The organism is Paenibacillus xylanivorans (assembly GCF_001280595.1).
In the GTDB taxonomy this organism is placed as follows: domain Bacteria; phylum Bacillota; class Bacilli; order Paenibacillales; family Paenibacillaceae; genus Paenibacillus; species Paenibacillus xylanivorans.
Map to the genome: position 1 here is coordinate 124,783 of NZ_LITU01000029.1, position 15,592 is coordinate 140,374.

The window sequence follows — 15,592 nt, forward strand, 5'->3', positions numbered from 1 at the left end:
TATCGTAAGTGAGGTTCACGAAGCTCTGCAGCAGTTGGGTGTTGACCGTTTCATTCTGATGGGACATTCCATCGCGGGACTTTACGGAGTGTCCTATGTGAATACCTATCCGGATGAAGTTCTTGCTTTTATCGGCATCGATAGCAGCGTTCCCAATCAACCTGGCATGGATGTCAAATTGCCTTTGAAATCCTTGCAGTTTCTTCAAGGATCAGGGCTGATGAGATTGCTCACAAAAGTGAGCGGTGATCCTTATAAGTCGCTTGCATTCGATGAGCATACCAAAGAACAGATGCGTTTGATTTCGAGTCAAGTCTCGACCAATCCAACGATGGTGGATGAATTAAGACACCTTGGTTCCAATTTCAAAGATGGGGCACAAATGACTTACCCTCATGATCTGCCGTTGCTTCTCTTCGTTCAATCCAATAACGAGAACAATGAGCAGTGGGTCCCGCTGCATGAGGAGCAAGCCAAACAATCAGCACATGGTAAAGTGATTCCGATGGAAGGTTCACATTACCTGCATCATACGAAATTCAAAGAAATCGCCCAGGAATTCAAAGATTACATGAAACAAATCCAATAGTATAAGCCACGGTGCCGAACTCGGTAGCGTGGTTTCTTTGTTTGTGATTCAATCGTAACAAATTCCTCAACCCAGGCATCGAAAAATGAGGCAGGTTCCGATGCGGGGTTAACTCGAAAATCTCGGTTAACTATATTTTTGTATTTTGCGATAATGACGGTTTCTGGGTCGGTTTTTCACTGGGGAATCTTATTGTAACCGTAGTCTGTATTGTTTCGCTCCTGTTTCACAAACTTGCCGGGAGAAATGCCAACAATTCGGGTGAAACTGCGAATGAAATTCGCATAATCCCTGAAACCGGACTGAAAGCAAGTTTCCGTTATGCTCAAACCGTCAGACAAGCAGTATTTCGCCAATTCAATACGACGCCCCAGAATGTATGAGCGTAGGGTAAGTCCCGTATGTTTTTTGAATTGGCGACTAATATGTGTGCTGTTGATATAAAACATCTTTGCAAGTTTGCTAAGCGTGATCTCCTGGGCTAGATGTTCTTCGATATAGTCCATTGTTTTACATACCAGTTCGGGCATGATGTCGGTTGGAATGGAAGTTGTTTCATGGTACGAAACGTTTATTGCAACCATCAGCTGTGCAACGACTGCATTGATTTTAACATCCGTTCCATACACATCTGAAGCCAGCAGATTCTCGAGTTCGGCAGCTAGTCGAAGAATCTGTTTCAACTGCTCCTGTTCCAGATGAACGATATTACCTTTGCCCTTAGGACGATAATCAAAACAAGCGGATAGACTGGTTGACGGAGTAGACATTCTCCGGAGATACGTATTTTTGAGATTGATCGTAATTCGTTCGTATTCGGAATCATCCATAATATAAGAGCGGTGCATTTCCTCTGGAGAAATGACAAGCAAATCACCGGGTTCCAAATGGTAGCAGTGATTTTCGATATAAAAATTGACGTTGCCACGAAGGAAAAGGTACACCTCATAGGCATCATGTCGATGATAAGAGCTTTCCAATGGATAGGTTGTCACCCGGTGCAGATATAAGAGTTCAGGTAGGATGGGATCATACAAATAGGAACCATTCACAAGGCACCTCATCCTTTCACGCAATAAATAGACCGTTACACGCAATAAAAATGTGGTTGGTTTACCTTAAAATGTAATCATCCTATCATGGCATGCCTATACTTGCAAACGTTTTCTTTTTTAGTATACACATATCAGAATTGGGGACAGCTTAGCATGCTCATGGAATATCATAATATTTTAAATGGAGGGAACCTGCCCATGAAATTCAATTCTTCTTCAAGTGCCAGTGAACAAAAGGAATTACGTCCACAAGTTGCCTTAACGTCAAGTATCCAATCAGCGATTGGAAAAGCACCTCAAAACGGAAATCCGCTGATTGCCCACAAATTTGGAGCTGATCCCTACGCTCTGGTATTCCGTAATCGTGTCTATATGTATATGACAAGTGATACGCTGGAGTATGATATGGATGGTCTTCTCCAGAAAAACAGCTACAAATCAATCAACCGCATAACTATCATCTCTTCAGACGATTTGCTCAACTGGACGGATCATGGTGAGGTTCTGGTTGCCGGACCACAAGGTGCAGCTCCATGGGCCACCCAATCCTGGGCGCCTGCAGCTGCGCATCAGATAATCGAGGGAAAGGATCGGTTTTTCCTATATTTCGCTAACAATGCCAGCGGTATTGGGGTATTAACTGCTCCCACTCCGGTTGACCCTGGACAGATCCGATCGGAGAAGCCCGTATCACGAGGGAGACTCCAGGGGTTGAAGAGGTGACATGGCTGTTCGATCCGGCAGTGCTGGTAGATGAAGATCACAGGGCTTATATCTATTTCGGGGGTGGAATTCCGGAAGGAAAAGCAGAGAGGCCCGACACGGCAAGAGTGATGCGATTGGGAGAGGATATGACCAGTGTAATAGGGCGTGCCAAGGTTATTCCTGCACCATACATGTTCGAGGATGCAGGCATACATAAATTTAACAATACCTACTACTTTACGTACTGCTCAAACTTTTATGAGGGTGACCGACCAGTAGGCAGTCCTCCGCCAGGAGAGATTGCTTATATGACAAGCAGCCAGCCGATGGGACCATGGACGTACAGAGGATGCATCCTCAAAAATCCGGGGCACTTCTTTGGTGTTGATGGTAACAATCATCATGCCATATTTCAATTTGCGGATTACTGGTACATTGCCTATCACGCACAGACGTTATCCCAAGCCATGGATGCTCCCGAAGGCTATCGTTCCACACATCTGAATCGAATTAACTTCGACACGGCCGATGGGCACATTCATGAGGTGTGCGCAGATGTTCAGGGGGTTGCTCAGGTAAAGTTCTTTGACCCTTTTGAGGGAGTAACTGCGGCGACCATGGGATGGAGTGCAGGAGTGAAGACCGAGAAATTAAACTTGGATGACTCTGTATCTTCCATTGAATCGGAAGTTGTAATTACAGCAGATATGGGAAGTGGCAGCTGGATCGCTCTATCGAAGGTTGATTTTGGTCATGAAGGAGCAGCAAGCTTCTCAGCAACGATATCCAATGGCGGGGGTGATGGGGTGTTGGAACTTCGTCTGGATCAACCTGACGGACAATTAATCGGGCAGTTTCTCGTCGTGGCATCCGATGTAAACCATCCGTGGCTGGATTATTCGACCTCCGTTTCAAATGCCCAGGGTATTCATGATTTATATATTGTAGTTAATGGAAGTGAGAGCGGAAAGCCGGACATCAGCATCAGACAATGGAAATTTGAAACAGGTGAAGCTTAGCATGTCCCTACTGCGCCGGAGAAGAGCCCCTGCGCAGTAATTTTGTTGTCAAATGGAGACTTTCACAAGTGTATTATGAATGAGAAGTGACGGATTTACGATAAGCGCGCGGTGTACAACCGACCATTTGCCTGAATTGTCTGGAGAAATGCTCCACATTCCGATAACCGCAAAGTTCACTGATGTCTGAGATTCTGGATTGTCCATGGATAAGTCTTTCTTTGGCAAGACGAATTCTGGATTGGATTACATCTTCCATACATGAGATGCCAAATGTAGTTTTGTATAACGATTGCAGATAGCCTGGACTAAGATGAACACAATCAGCCATGACAGTAACGCTCCATTCTTGGCCCGGATTATGGTTAATGCTCTTGCGCAGATCCAAAAGATCCTGATAATGAAGCGTGTTAACGGCGGACTGAGAGGCTTCGAGAAGCTTGTTAAACATAATTCGAAACAAATAATCAATAGAGAGCTCACGGTAATCACACGAAAGAAAATTTTCGGTAGCCAGCAATTGAAATAATTGATGACAATAGCCGGGGTCCGGAAGAGGAATGGGTGTGCCCAGCGGAAGAGCTGTCTCCAGTACATACGATTCATCCGAGAGAAATCGTACCCAATCATTTACGTATTGATCCGAGCACGCACGATACATGATTTTCTGATGAGGAGGATAAAGGACGGCACAATTGGCAGGATACGCTTTTATCTCGCCATTCACCCAGAATTCCGCCGGAGTCTGTGTGAGAATGAGGTCGGGGAATTGCATCCGCTGCTGCGTCGCAGCAACTCCGAATATGCCATAGGAGAACGAGTTGTTTGCACCCGTACTGCGTTATCGGCATTGTCCGAGCAGCAATTTGCTGTGGTGCTCGTGAGTACCGGAGGATATGCGGCTGCAGGTTTATGGGTATGTCACCATATTCGTGACTGCTCCACTTGCCAGTGATCCTTACGGTACCATTCCCAGTCGAGGGCTATATTGGCCGCAACCCGGTAAGCATCACTGTAAAAGTGTCTGAAATCTCCATGACGTTGTGGCGGAGCGGGTGTCCCGTCAAAATTCGCATATTCAGGTGAGAGCCCGGTTAACGGATGACAAGCTATGTGCAGATAAGATCGGCTTTCTGCCGCTGCCTCTCTCCAGAAGGCTTGATCCCCTTCATTCGCATGTTTGGCGAACAGTTCATAAAAATGGGGCAGATGATAGGACGGGGCACTAAACGGTGATTCCGGTATGAATTTGATTAATTTCGTTTCCGGATCCCACATCGGATCGCCTTCGCCATGTTCTCCTTGATGCAGGCATGCATGTAATATTGTTCTCGCTTGCTCAGCATAATCATATGGCGCAGCTCCATCCCCCCAGCGGTTGGAGGCAAAGAAAAGGGCCATCGCAAAAAATTCTTCTCCGTCCGGTGCTGGGCCTTGCGATATTCGTGTGCCATCAGGTTTGCAATGCCATGCAAAATAATCCTTGTATCGACCTTCCGCATGCTGCATGAATGTTTTCGAGAAATTCCAGAGTCGATCGAACTCTTCTTTTTTGTTCATTTGCACAGCCATCATCATGCCGTAAGACATGCCTTCGGAACGCACATCGAGATTACCAGTGTCAAGCATGTATCCTTTGTCCTCACCCATGGGGTGGTATATTCGGGTTTCCGGGTCACCGTAGAACAGCTCGGTCCAAGTGTCCTCGATTCTTGCATTGATTTCCTCATCCGTATAACCGAGTTCCAAAAACATATTTCGGTATTCAGAAGTGGTGTAAGCGCCTTCAGTAGTGTGAGTCAAATTCGGTGCCTCCTTATAGTCAATCGTCCTTGCTAAAGTATATCATGCGGGCTGTTTATCAAATTAAAGCTTTATCTTAAAAAATTACAGTATTTTTGCCCGATCTATTGGCATGAAGAAAAATATACGCAATGATGAAATGGTGTCACATTGAAATATACATATCATGAAAGAGTACTGATTGGCTGGATTACGTCATTTTCTTTCCATATTTGAATGTTAAAATGAATTATAGCCCTAAAAGTTGTATCGAATATGAATATGGGAGGAACACAATGACAGAAGCAAATCAGAATCATCAACGCATGTGGTACAGCAAACCTGCCAAAGTATGGAACGAGGCTCTGCCAATTGGAAATGGTCGCCTTGGTGCAATGATATTTGGAGGCGTAGCCGAGGAACGCTTGCAGTTGAATGAGGATTCCATGTGGTACGGTGGAGCTCGTGATCGTAACAATGAAGATGCACTCCCTAATCTGCCTCGTATCCGCAAGTTCATTATGGAAGGGAAACTTCGGGAGGCTGAAGAGCTTGCTTCCATGACGATGGCGGGACTTCCAGAAGCGCAGCGACATTATTTGCCACTTGGGGAACTGCAGTTATCGTTAAGCCATCATCATGGTCCGGTCGAGGATTATGTACGGGAGCTTGATTTGGACCGGGGCGTTTCAAGGGTAAGCTATCGGGTTAACAACATCCGTTATTCACGTGAGCTGTTTGCCAGCCACCCGGATCAGGCCATCATACTTCGAATCTCCGCGGATACGAAGAATGCAGTATCGATAAAAGCCCGATTCAACCGACAGAATTGGAGGTATATGGAGAAAACAAAGAAGTGGGATCAGAGCGGTCTGATCATGCTTGGTGAATGCGGTGGTAAAGAGGGTAGTTCTTTTGCCGCTGTTATGAAAGCGGTACCAAACGAAGGTTCCTGCCGCCTTCTGGGCGAGTACCTGCTGGTGGAGGGCGCGACCTCGGTCACACTGATGCTTGCTGCGGGAACGACTTTCCGTCAGGAAGATCCGGAGTTACACTGTAAACTTCTCCTGAAAGAGCTTGGCCGGATTCCTTATGATACGCTGCTTGCAAGGCACACAACGGATTATGGTGAACTGTACAACAGAGTAGCATTGGATCTGACAAAGAGCACTGATCGTAATAATCTTCCAACTGACAAAAGATTAGAAGAGTTCCAAAAGGGATCAGAGGACCCGGGATTGATCGAGACCTATTTTCAGTATGGCCGTTATCTGCTCATTTCCTCCAGCAGGCCAGGCTCTTTGCCTGCAAATCTTCAAGGGGTATGGAATGACAGTTTTACACCGCCATGGGATAGTAAATTTACGATCAACATTAACGCACAAATGAATTACTGGCTGGCCGAAAACTGCAATCTAGCAGAGTGTCACGAGCCATTGTTCGATCTAATTGAGAGAATGCGGGAGCCGGGCCGAGTTACGGCACGGGTTATGTATGATTGCCGAGGGTTTACGGCACATCACAATACGGATATTTGGGCAGACACAGCGCCTCAGGATACCTATCTTCCAGCTTCGTTCTGGCCGATGGGCGCAGCTTGGTTATGCTTACATTTGTGGGAGCATTATCGCTATAGTCAGAATCGCGTTTTTTTGGAACAGGCCTATGAAACCATGAAGGAATCGGCCGAATTTCTCCTGGACTATCTGATCGAGGATGCAGAAGGCCGTCTGATTACATGTCCATCCGTCTCTCCTGAGAACAGCTATAAGCTGCCTAGTGGCGAGATCGGGGTGCTTTGCGCTGGAGCTTCAATGGACTTTCAGATCATCGAAGCACTGTTCAACGCTTGTATCCGCAGTGCCGAGTTGATTGGAAGAGACCATTCATTCAGGAAAGAACTCGCTGATACCCTGAAGCGAATCCCGAAGCCGGAGATCGGCAAGAACGGCCAAATTCAGGAGTGGATGGAGGATTATGAAGAAGTGGAACCAGGCCATCGGCACATCTCGCATCTATTCGGGCTGTATCCTGGAGAATGTTTCACTCCAGCACAAACGCCGGAATTGGCGAAGGCTGCACGGATCACGCTGGAGCGCAGATTGGAAAATGGCGGTGGACACACGGGCTGGAGCCGGGCCTGGATCATTCATTTCTGGGCACGCCTTGAGGATGGGGAGATGGCTTACGAAAATGTCAGGGCTCTGTTGGAGCACTCAACGTTGCCTAATCTTTTTGACAATCACCCGCCGTTTCAGATTGACGGCAACTTTGGTGGAGCATCGGGAATTGCCGAGATGTTACTGCAGAGTCACACTGACGTGATTCGGCTTCTGCCTGCTGTACCTGTCCAGTGGCATGAAGGGAGTGTTAGAGGCCTCAGAGCCCGAGGCGGATATACACTCGATTTCTCCTGGAAGATGGGGGAGGTGACTACAGTAACAATAAAAAGTACAAACACTGGTGTTTGTCAGTTGCAAGGCCCTGGTCTCAAGCCCATTTCCTTCAATGCAGAGGCTGGACAGTCCTATACTTTCACCTGACGAATTGACATTCAAAATTGGCTGCCAGAAGGCTGGGTATTGGAATACAAACTATACTTTGTCAGGTAAAGACATAGCATTTAACAGGTTGTCTACTTTACGTGCGAGCGTTAGATTTTAAGTTAATAAAGTATAATAGACATCTGTTAGCATACGATGTTACTCTCATTTATCCGGGAAGGGATGATTTTTCATGCAAGACATGAGTGAGACATCCTTGAACTTCGAGTCGCAAGCTTATCGTGATCTAATTGCAAAATCGCTGCTGCATAAAGGTCATAATGCCAGACTGAAGAAGGCTATCGAGAAAACAAAACGAGGGGAGCCTGTAACGATAGCATACATCGGTGGATCGATTACTCAAGGTGCCGGGGCGGAACCGATTCATATGAATTGTTATGCATATCAATCCTTTCACCTTTTCAAGAAAATGTTCGCTCCAACAAGTAACAGCTCACTACGTTTTATTAAAGCCGGGTTAGGCGGAACACCTTCCGAGCTTGGTGTAATCCGCTATCATCGAGATGTACTTAGAGAAGGGGGAAGTCAAGCCAGATATAGTCATTGTGGAGTTCGCCGTGAACGATGCCGATGATGAAACCGAAGGAACTTGTTATGAGAGCCTTGTGCTGCAAGCGCTAAGAGCTGACTATGATCCTGCTGTCATTCTGCTATTCAGTGTATTTAAGAACGACTGGAATCTGCAGGATCGGCTGGCACCTGTAGGTTGGCACTACAACCTCCCGATGGTAAGTGTAAAAGATGCTGTTGTAGAACAATTTCAACTTCCTCCTGAGGAAGGAAGACTCATCTCCAAAGAGCAATACTTCCATGACATCTATCATCCGACCAGCCGGGCATCTCATCATGGCCGACTGTCTGGGCTGGCTGTTTGAGGTAACGGATCGTTCTGACCTGGATCAAGGAAAGGATATGATTAATAAATCACCACTAATCGGAAATGCATTTGTGGATGTGAAGCTGCTGGACCGACTGAATGGCGAGAGCGTCGCCCGCATCGATGTGGGAGGTTTTGGAGAAACGGATACGGATCTGCAAATGGCTGAGATGGATGATGATCCATACGGCACTCCTCATTTTCCTAATAACTGGATGTATTCCAGAGAGAGCGGGAGTCAAGCTGGCAGCTTCAAGATGATTCTGCGGAGCAAGCGGCTTATTCTGGTTTTCAAGGATACTGCAAGTGATGAGTTTGGTATCGCAAATATATGTGTGGACGGGGAGATGGTCCATAAAGCTGACCCGCATCAAATCAATTGGACGCATTGTCATGTGCTGCTCCTGTTCGATGAGAAGGAGTCCAGCGAGCATATCATTGAGATTGGAATGGCTGAAGGTCACGAGGACAAATCGTTTACGATATTGGGCTTTGGTTATGTCGATTAACAACGGCATCTGGCTCAATAGAAGCTTGAGATGCAAGTGTAGGAGAGGAGAATGAGGATGATCGCAGCACCAAAAGGATACAACCAATATAGGGAGGGCATACCGCGCGGGATCATTGAGACGGTGGAATATCCCTCGACCACGGTGGGGAATTCGCGCAAAGCAATGGTGTATACGCCTCCCGGATTTTCTTCGGATAATACGTATAATGTCCTTTATCTTTTACATGGGATAGGCGGGGATGAAACCGAGTGGTATAATCATGGCACTCCTCAGGTCATTCTCGATAATCTGTACGACGATGGCAAGCTTGAGCCGATGATTGTCGTTTTCCCCAATGGCCGAGCGATGCCGAATGATCGAGCAGAGGGGGATCTGTTTGATCCGGATAAAATTCAAGCGTTCGAGAGATTTGAATCCGACCTGCTTGACGATTTAATTCCTTATATTGAAGAGAATTACCCGGTGTGGATCAATCGGGAAAACCGCGCGATTGCCGGTTTATCAATGGGCGGTGGTCAATCCTTAAATATCGGATGGGGTAATCTCGATCGATTTGCATGGATTGGAGCCTTTTCCGCTGCCCCAAACACGTGTGCTCCGCAAGTGCTCATCCCTAATCCGAGCGAGATTACTGGGCTTGTGAGAAAGCTTTGGCTGTCCTGTGGTGATCAGGATAACCTCAAACATATCAGTAATCAAATGCATGCTTATTTGGTACAACACGGCATTTCTCATATTTGGAATGAGGAACAAGGAGGGCATGATTGGCCAGTATGGAAGAATGGACTGTTTCAATTTTCTCAATTGATTTTTAAAATTTGATTTTGATCTCTTGCATATTTGATTGGATGTACATTCCACCACATAGAGACTGTGGATCACTTAACTTAGTGAAACATGATTTAAACGGTTAGACTCTATCCTGTCAAACCGTTTTTTTTGTTGTCTGACCATTCGGGGATCAGGTGATCCGAATTTTGATTAGGTTTGCCATTTGACATCCACATCACTATATCGTAATATTACAATATAACGTTTTAGGAGGAATAAGTGTTGAATACACCTGCGTTTGATATTAGCGATTTAAAGCAGTTCGACGAACCTGCTAATCTGCTGAAAGCTTTATCTCATCCCATTCGTCTGTGCATCGTACGTGGGCTAATGCGTAAAAAGAAATGTAACGTTTCATATATGCAGGAATGTCTCGACCTTCCGCAATCAACCGTATCTCAGCATTTGCAGAAGCTGCGCAGTGCAGGTATTGTCGCCACTGAGCGCAATGGCCTTGAAGTGAATTACGTGCTTGCGGATCAACGGATTGAACAGATTATACCTATTCTTTTTGGAGAGGACGATTGTGAATCATGAGCAAAAAAGTATTGATTGTTGGTGGCGTAGCAGGGGGCGCATCTGCTGCTGCTCGCCTGCGCCGCCTGGATGAACACGCCGAAATCATTATATTTGAGAAAGGACCCTATATTTCATTTGCCAATTGTGGGTTACCTTATTATATTGGAGGCACGATCGCTGACCGCGATCGTCTGTTGGTACAAACACCTAAAGGAATGGCGGATCGTTTTCGAATCGATGTACGTACGAAGAGTGAAGTTATCGCGATTAATCCGGACAATCGTACGGTTCAGGTACAGAGCCATGAGCGCGGACAATATGAAGAAAGCTACGACGAGCTAATTTTGTCACCAGGTGCACGGCCTATTATTCCTGATCTGCCGGGGAAGGACAATCCGCTTATTTACACAGTTCGCAGCATACCGGATATTGACCGCATCAAAGAACAAATGAATTCAGATAACAACGCTTCTGCAATCGTTATTGGTGGTGGATTTATCGGTGTGGAAATGGCGGAAAATTTAAAAGAAGCAGGACTGGACGTCACACTGGTCGAGGGTAACGGACAGCTGCTCACCCCATTTGATCCCGAGCTCGCAGCGTCACTGGCACAGGAAATGGAGCAGCATGGCGTTAAGCTGCTATTTTCACAGCGTGTTCAGGGTTTCCAATCACGTGAACAAGGGATTGGTGTAGAGCTTGCCGATGGTCGGGTTCTTGCCGCAGATCTGGTCATTCTGGCAATAGGCGTAGCTCCGGACACTTCTTTTCTGCAACATAGCGGTGTTTCCCTGGGTGCGCGTGGACATATTATGGTCAACGAAGCGCTGGAGAGCAGCGTGCCGCATATCTATGCTGTCGGTGATGCCATTGAAGTAACTGATTATATTCATGGAACAAAGACTGCTATTCCGCTGGCAGGACCTGCCAACAAACAGGGGCGAATTGTTGCCGATCGGATTGCGGGACTACATTCAACGTACAAAGGAACACAAGGGACGTCCATTATTAAAGTATTTGGAATGACTGGTGCTTCCACCGGCAGTAATGAAAAAACACTAAAACGTCTTGGAATTGATTATCGCACGGTTATCGTGCACCCTGGCTCTCACGCCTCGTATTATCCAGGTTCCAGCGCGATCACTCTCAAGCTGCTGTTTACACCGGAAGGTAAAATTTTGGGCGCTCAGGCCGTCGGCTATGACGGGGTGGACAAACGAATTGATGACATTGCCGTTGCCATTCATTTTGGCGGTCACATTAGCGATCTGGCTGAGCTTGAGCTGAGTTATGCACCGCCATATTCCTCTGCGAAAGATCCGGTTAACATGGCTGGATATGCAGCAGAGAATATCGTGACTGGGCGTGTACAAACGTTTACCTATGAACAGTTGTCTGCACGCCAACCTGAGCAGTCCATCTTGCTGGATGTACGCAGCGAACTGGAGCATCGCAATGGGAATATTCCGGGTTCGTTAAATATTTCAGTGGATGAGCTTCGTCAGCGTATCCATGAACTGGACTCCTCCAAAGAAATCTGGGTATACTGCCAGGTTGGCTTACGGGGATATACTGCTTCGCAAATTTTACGGCAGCATGGCTTTAACGTGAAAAACCTGAGTGGAGGCTATAAAACATACCGCCAAGCGCAATTTAAGCCCACACTATTTTTTACGGAAAATCATGATACTAAGAACGGTCAGAATCCTGTCGAACAACTGCCTGCTACAAAAGAAACTTCATTGGAGCCGACCCATCCGTCGTTAATGAAACCTTTGCATATTGATAACGAATTGAACGTATGCGGTTTAAGTTGTCCCGGTCCGCTAATCCAGGTCAAGCAAAAAATGGATCAACTGACAGACGGACAGACCCTACGCGTAAAAGCTTCGGATCCGGGATTTTATGAAGACGTTAAGGCATGGGCAACCATGTCTGGTTCCACACTTCTACAGTTGGAACGTGGCAGGGGGGGCATTATTGAGGCGGTACTAGTTAAGAACACAGCGCAAACCGTATCCTCAACTAAGCAAACTCCTGAAGCTGAGCCTGCCAGTACGATGGTTGTTTTCAGCGGTGATCTGGATAAAGCGATTGCGTCATTTATTATTGCAAATGGGGCAGCGGCAAGTGGACGAAAAGTTACGATGTTTTTTACCTTCTGGGGGTTGAATATTATCCGTAAGCATCAGCATCAGCCTGTATCCAAAACAGGGATTGGCCGAATGTTTAACATGATGCTGCCAAGCAGCAGCCACAAGCTTGGCATGTCCAAAATGAATATGCTAGGGATTGGGCCAAAAATGATCCGCGGTCTTATGAAAAATAACAATGTTGCTTCTCTGGAGGAACTTATACAAACCGCAGCAGAGCAAGGGGTAGAGATGGTGGCTTGCCAGATGTCCATGGATTTAATGGGCATTCAACGTGAAGAAATAATGGACCAAATTACAATTGGTGGCGTGGGTTACTATTTGGGACAGGCGGCTCAGGCAAACCATAACCTGTTTATATAAAATTCGATATTAATCTGATCTCTGTCACAACCTGAAAATCTTAATCCTATAAAAACATCTATTTGAGTTTGTACGTTTCCCGATGAAAGCCACTAATGTAGTGGCTTTTTCTTTATAAACTTTTTCTTTATAAACTTTTTCCTTACAAACCAAACTTCGCTCTTGCTGTTCATGAGTGAAGCTCCTTGTCTTTTCGCGCAATAAACTGAACGGAATATGCAATGAAAATGTTCCTTAATTACCTTAAAATGTAATAAACCTGCCACGATTCAGTTCATATAGTAAGCGCTTTCCAATTAATTTCTCATGGGTTAGTACATTTTACAGGATTCTTTATTTGAAGAGGAGGATGAGGTTAATGAGTGTACGTTTCAAAAAAACGATTAGTGTAATACTTGCCTGCTTGACTGCGCTGCCAGTTATGATCACGGCACAAACTCCAGTGAAGGTGTCCGCAGCGAATGATGTAACGATTAACCTGTCGGCAGAAAAACAGATTATACGGGGATTTGGAGGGATCAATCATCCTGCCTGGATCGGAGATCTTACAGCGGCGCAACGGGAAACCGCTTTCGGTAACGGTCAGAATCAACTTGGCTTCTCTATACTGAGAATTTATGTCGACCCTGATCGGAATAACTGGTATCGTGAAGTCCCCACAGCCAAACGTGCGATTGAACAGGGAGCTCTCGTATTTGCTTCACCATGGAATCCGCCCAGTGACATGATTGAAACCTTTAATCGCAACGGGGATACAAATGCCAAACGACTCAAATACGATAAATATGTCGCATATGCGCAACACCTGAATGATTTTGTAACCTATATGAAAAATAATGGTGTGAATTTGTATGCGGTTTCCGTGCAAAACGAGCCGGATTATGCACATGATTGGACCTGGTGGACGCCTCAGGAGATGCTCCGGTTTATGAAAGAAAATGCCGGATCAATCAACAACACCAAGGTGATGGCACCAGAGTCGTTCCAATATTTGAAAAACATGTCTGATCCCATATTGAATGACCCACAGGCTCTTGCCAATATGGATATTCTCGGTGCGCATACTTATGGAACACAGTTCAGCGACTTCCCTTATCCGTTGTTCAAACAGAAAGGCACAGGGAAAGAACTTTGGATGACTGAAGTTTATTATCCAAACAGCAACAATAATTCGGCTGACCTCTGGCCAGAAGCGCTCGACGTCTCCTATCATATGCACCATGCTATGGTAGAAGCAGATTTTCAGGCTTATGTCTGGTGGTATATCCGCAGGCAGTACGGTCCCATGAAAGAGGACGGCACGATTAGCAAGCGTGGTTACAATATGGCTCATTTCTCCAAATTCATTCGTCCAGGTTATGTCAGGGTTGACGCAACCAAAAATCCTGATACGAACACGTATACCTCAGCTTACAAAGGAGATAACAAGGTCGTTATCGTTGCGATCAACAGAGGTACCTCGGCAGCAAGTCAAAGGTTTGTTTTGCAAAACGGCAATGCTTCTACAGTTTCCTCTTGGGTCACGGACGTCAGCAGAAACCTGCAGGCAGGAACGCCAATTAGTGCATCCAGTGGTACTTTTACAGCCACGCTGCCACCACAGAGTGTTACAACCTTCGTTGCCAGTCTTACAGGTGTTTCCAGTGGTTCCAACACGGATAGTACCTATGAGGTCGAGACGGTTACTAACCAGATAGCAGGCAATTGAAATAATTCAACCGAAAAAGTAACAGCAGTTTGCATTTAAGGCAATCCATTCAAGAAAAAAGGCGTTCCTGGATTATCAGGAGCGCCTTTTCGTACGACTGGTGTAACTTATAACGGGGATGTGTCTGTTCCTTCTATAATAATCCTGCCCAATGCAGACCATGCCAAATCCCATCTTGCTCTGCATGGGTCGTAACATGGGACGCCAATTGTTGTAGAGGATACGGGGCATTGCCCATTGCAATGCTACAGCCTGCATAACGAAACATCTCCATATCATTGAAGTTGTCGCCGAAGGCATACACATCTTCAGGGGAAAACCCCGTTCGGGCTGCGAGTTTGGAAACACCTTCCGCTTTGGAGCCTCCCGCAGGCAGAACGTCCATGGACAACGGATGCCAGCGGACAAAGTTGAGATCTCGAAACCTTTCGCGATAAGTCGTTTCCTCTTCTGGTGAACAGAACAGCATTGTTTGATAGATAAGTCTGTTTTTGCAGAATTGCTTTTTAACCCCAGGATGGGTCACACCAAGCGAGGTTAGACAAAGATCTACATGCGGGTGATAATCCTGACTGCAGCTCATTTGCGAATGATCAAGATAGACGAGTGGATGTCCGGATAATCCAGCGAATGCAGACAGTTGATTCAAAGCCTCCGAACGGATGGGATTGCTGTGAATGAGTTCCCCTTGATGAATCACATATTGTCCATTGAAGCTAACATAAGACGCCAGTCCAAGTTCAAGGCGAATCTGTTCCAACATGAACGGAGATCGTCCTGAGGCCAAAGCTACTGTATGACCAGCTTCTTTTAACGCCTGAACGGCTTGCTTCGCGGAAGCGGGAATCCGATTGTGACGATCCAGAAGAGTACCATCGATGTCAAAGAAAATCAGCTTCTTGGTTTGAATCAAAA

At 46.1% G+C, this 15,592-nt stretch carries 15 protein-coding genes and 1 pseudogene; 12 read left to right on the plus strand and 4 right to left on the minus strand.

Annotated features, from left to right (window positions below; all coding sequences use genetic code 11):
- Positions 1-589 (plus strand): alpha/beta hydrolase (locus AMS66_RS33405; RefSeq protein ID WP_236703139.1); only part of this gene is annotated, 589 nt, incomplete at its 5' end.
- A gap of 176 nt (positions 590-765) precedes the next feature.
- On the opposite strand, the gene AMS66_RS03280 is transcribed toward AMS66_RS33405, so the two are convergent.
- Positions 766-1,641, minus strand: coding sequence for an AraC family transcriptional regulator (locus AMS66_RS03280; protein WP_236703140.1), 876 nt, complete (start codon positions 1,639-1,641; stop codon positions 766-768).
- Between the two features lie 201 nt (positions 1,642-1,842).
- On the opposite strand from AMS66_RS03280, the gene AMS66_RS34495 reads away from it, so the two are divergent.
- Both AMS66_RS34495 and AMS66_RS03285 read left to right on the plus strand, forming a co-directional pair.
- On the plus strand, positions 1,843-2,367 hold the full coding sequence (locus tag AMS66_RS34495; RefSeq protein WP_330219281.1) for a family 43 glycosylhydrolase: 525 nt from the start codon (positions 1,843-1,845) through the stop codon (positions 2,365-2,367).
- Positions 2,364-3,368 (plus strand): carbohydrate-binding protein, encoded by a 1,005-nt coding sequence (locus tag AMS66_RS03285; RefSeq protein WP_330219282.1) that lies wholly within the window; start codon positions 2,364-2,366, stop codon positions 3,366-3,368. The genes AMS66_RS34495 and AMS66_RS03285 overlap by 4 nt, the downstream gene beginning before the upstream one ends.
- Positions 3,369-3,441: 73 nt before the next feature.
- Here AMS66_RS03285 and AMS66_RS03290 read toward each other — a convergent pair whose 3' ends face one another.
- Complete coding sequence (locus AMS66_RS03290; RefSeq protein WP_236703142.1) at positions 3,442-4,029, minus strand: helix-turn-helix transcriptional regulator; 588 nt, start codon at positions 4,027-4,029, stop codon at positions 3,442-3,444.
- Between the two features lie 9 nt (positions 4,030-4,038).
- On the opposite strand from AMS66_RS03290, the gene AMS66_RS32190 reads away from it, so the two are divergent.
- Entirely contained in the window at positions 4,039-4,323 is a 285-nt protein-coding gene (locus AMS66_RS32190) for a hypothetical protein (protein ID WP_201782131.1), read from the plus strand.
- Here the strand turns inward: AMS66_RS32190 and AMS66_RS03295 are convergent.
- Positions 4,302-5,123, minus strand: a pseudogene (locus tag AMS66_RS03295) (glycosyl hydrolase family 8); the annotation flags it as partial. The gene AMS66_RS32190 and the pseudogene AMS66_RS03295 sit on opposite strands and share 22 nt — an antisense overlap.
- A 323-nt stretch (positions 5,124-5,446) precedes the next feature.
- On the opposite strand from AMS66_RS03295, the gene AMS66_RS03300 reads away from it, so the two are divergent.
- The 8 genes from AMS66_RS03300 (at position 5,447) to AMS66_RS03335 (ending at position 14,677) form a co-directional block, all read left to right on the plus strand.
- Complete coding sequence (locus AMS66_RS03300) at positions 5,447-7,693, plus strand: glycoside hydrolase family 95 protein (RefSeq protein WP_053779427.1); 2,247 nt, start codon at positions 5,447-5,449, stop codon at positions 7,691-7,693.
- A gap of 202 nt (positions 7,694-7,895) precedes the next feature.
- Entirely contained in the window at positions 7,896-8,288 is a 393-nt protein-coding gene (locus AMS66_RS33410) for a hypothetical protein (RefSeq protein ID WP_236703144.1), read from the plus strand.
- Entirely contained in the window at positions 8,272-8,589 is a 318-nt protein-coding gene (locus AMS66_RS33415; protein ID WP_053779429.1) for a hypothetical protein, read from the plus strand. Before AMS66_RS33410 ends, AMS66_RS33415 begins: the two co-directional genes overlap by 17 nt.
- Positions 8,525-9,100, plus strand: a complete 576-nt coding sequence (locus AMS66_RS33420; RefSeq protein WP_236703145.1) for a hypothetical protein — start codon at positions 8,525-8,527, stop codon at positions 9,098-9,100. Before AMS66_RS33415 ends, AMS66_RS33420 begins: the two co-directional genes overlap by 65 nt.
- A gap of 57 nt (positions 9,101-9,157) precedes the next feature.
- Positions 9,158-9,925, plus strand: a complete 768-nt coding sequence (locus AMS66_RS03320) for an alpha/beta hydrolase (protein WP_236703146.1) — start codon at positions 9,158-9,160, stop codon at positions 9,923-9,925.
- 231 nt (positions 9,926-10,156) lie between these two features.
- On the plus strand, positions 10,157-10,471 hold the full coding sequence (locus AMS66_RS03325) for an ArsR/SmtB family transcription factor (RefSeq protein ID WP_053779432.1): 315 nt from the start codon (positions 10,157-10,159) through the stop codon (positions 10,469-10,471).
- Complete coding sequence (locus AMS66_RS03330) at positions 10,468-12,969, plus strand: FAD-dependent oxidoreductase (protein ID WP_053779433.1); 2,502 nt, start codon at positions 10,468-10,470, stop codon at positions 12,967-12,969. The genes AMS66_RS03325 and AMS66_RS03330 overlap by 4 nt, the downstream gene beginning before the upstream one ends.
- Before the next feature lie 358 nt (positions 12,970-13,327).
- Complete coding sequence (locus AMS66_RS03335; protein WP_053779434.1) at positions 13,328-14,677, plus strand: glycoside hydrolase; 1,350 nt, start codon at positions 13,328-13,330, stop codon at positions 14,675-14,677.
- A gap of 133 nt (positions 14,678-14,810) precedes the next feature.
- Here the strand turns inward: AMS66_RS03335 and AMS66_RS03340 are convergent, their stop codons facing one another.
- The gene (locus AMS66_RS03340) at positions 14,811-15,587 is read right to left on the minus strand and encodes a Cof-type HAD-IIB family hydrolase (RefSeq protein ID WP_053779456.1); all 777 of its coding nucleotides are present in this window, start codon (positions 15,585-15,587) and stop codon (positions 14,811-14,813) included.
- Between the last annotated feature and the right edge of the window lie 5 nt (positions 15,588-15,592).

Bases quoted from the DNA above. Each gene is read 5' to 3' on its own strand.
- AMS66_RS34495 (WP_330219281.1), top strand. From the start codon at position 1,843: ATGAAATTCAATTCTTCTTCAAGTGCCAGTGAACAAAAGGAATTACGT.
- AMS66_RS03290 (WP_236703142.1), bottom strand. From the start codon at position 4,029: ATGTATCGTGCGTGCTCGGATCAATACGTAAATGATTGGGTACGATTT.
- AMS66_RS32190 (WP_201782131.1), top strand. From the start codon at position 4,039: ATGAGGAGGATAAAGGACGGCACAATTGGCAGGATACGCTTTTATCTC.
- AMS66_RS03300 (WP_053779427.1), top strand. From the start codon at position 5,447: ATGACAGAAGCAAATCAGAATCATCAACGCATGTGGTACAGCAAACCT.
- AMS66_RS33410 (WP_236703144.1), top strand. From the start codon at position 7,896: ATGAGTGAGACATCCTTGAACTTCGAGTCGCAAGCTTATCGTGATCTA.
- AMS66_RS33420 (WP_236703145.1), top strand. From the start codon at position 8,525: ATGACATCTATCATCCGACCAGCCGGGCATCTCATCATGGCCGACTGT.
- AMS66_RS03320 (WP_236703146.1), top strand. From the start codon at position 9,158: ATGATCGCAGCACCAAAAGGATACAACCAATATAGGGAGGGCATACCG.
- AMS66_RS03330 (WP_053779433.1), top strand. From the start codon at position 10,468: ATGAGCAAAAAAGTATTGATTGTTGGTGGCGTAGCAGGGGGCGCATCT.
- AMS66_RS03335 (WP_053779434.1), top strand. From the start codon at position 13,328: ATGAGTGTACGTTTCAAAAAAACGATTAGTGTAATACTTGCCTGCTTG.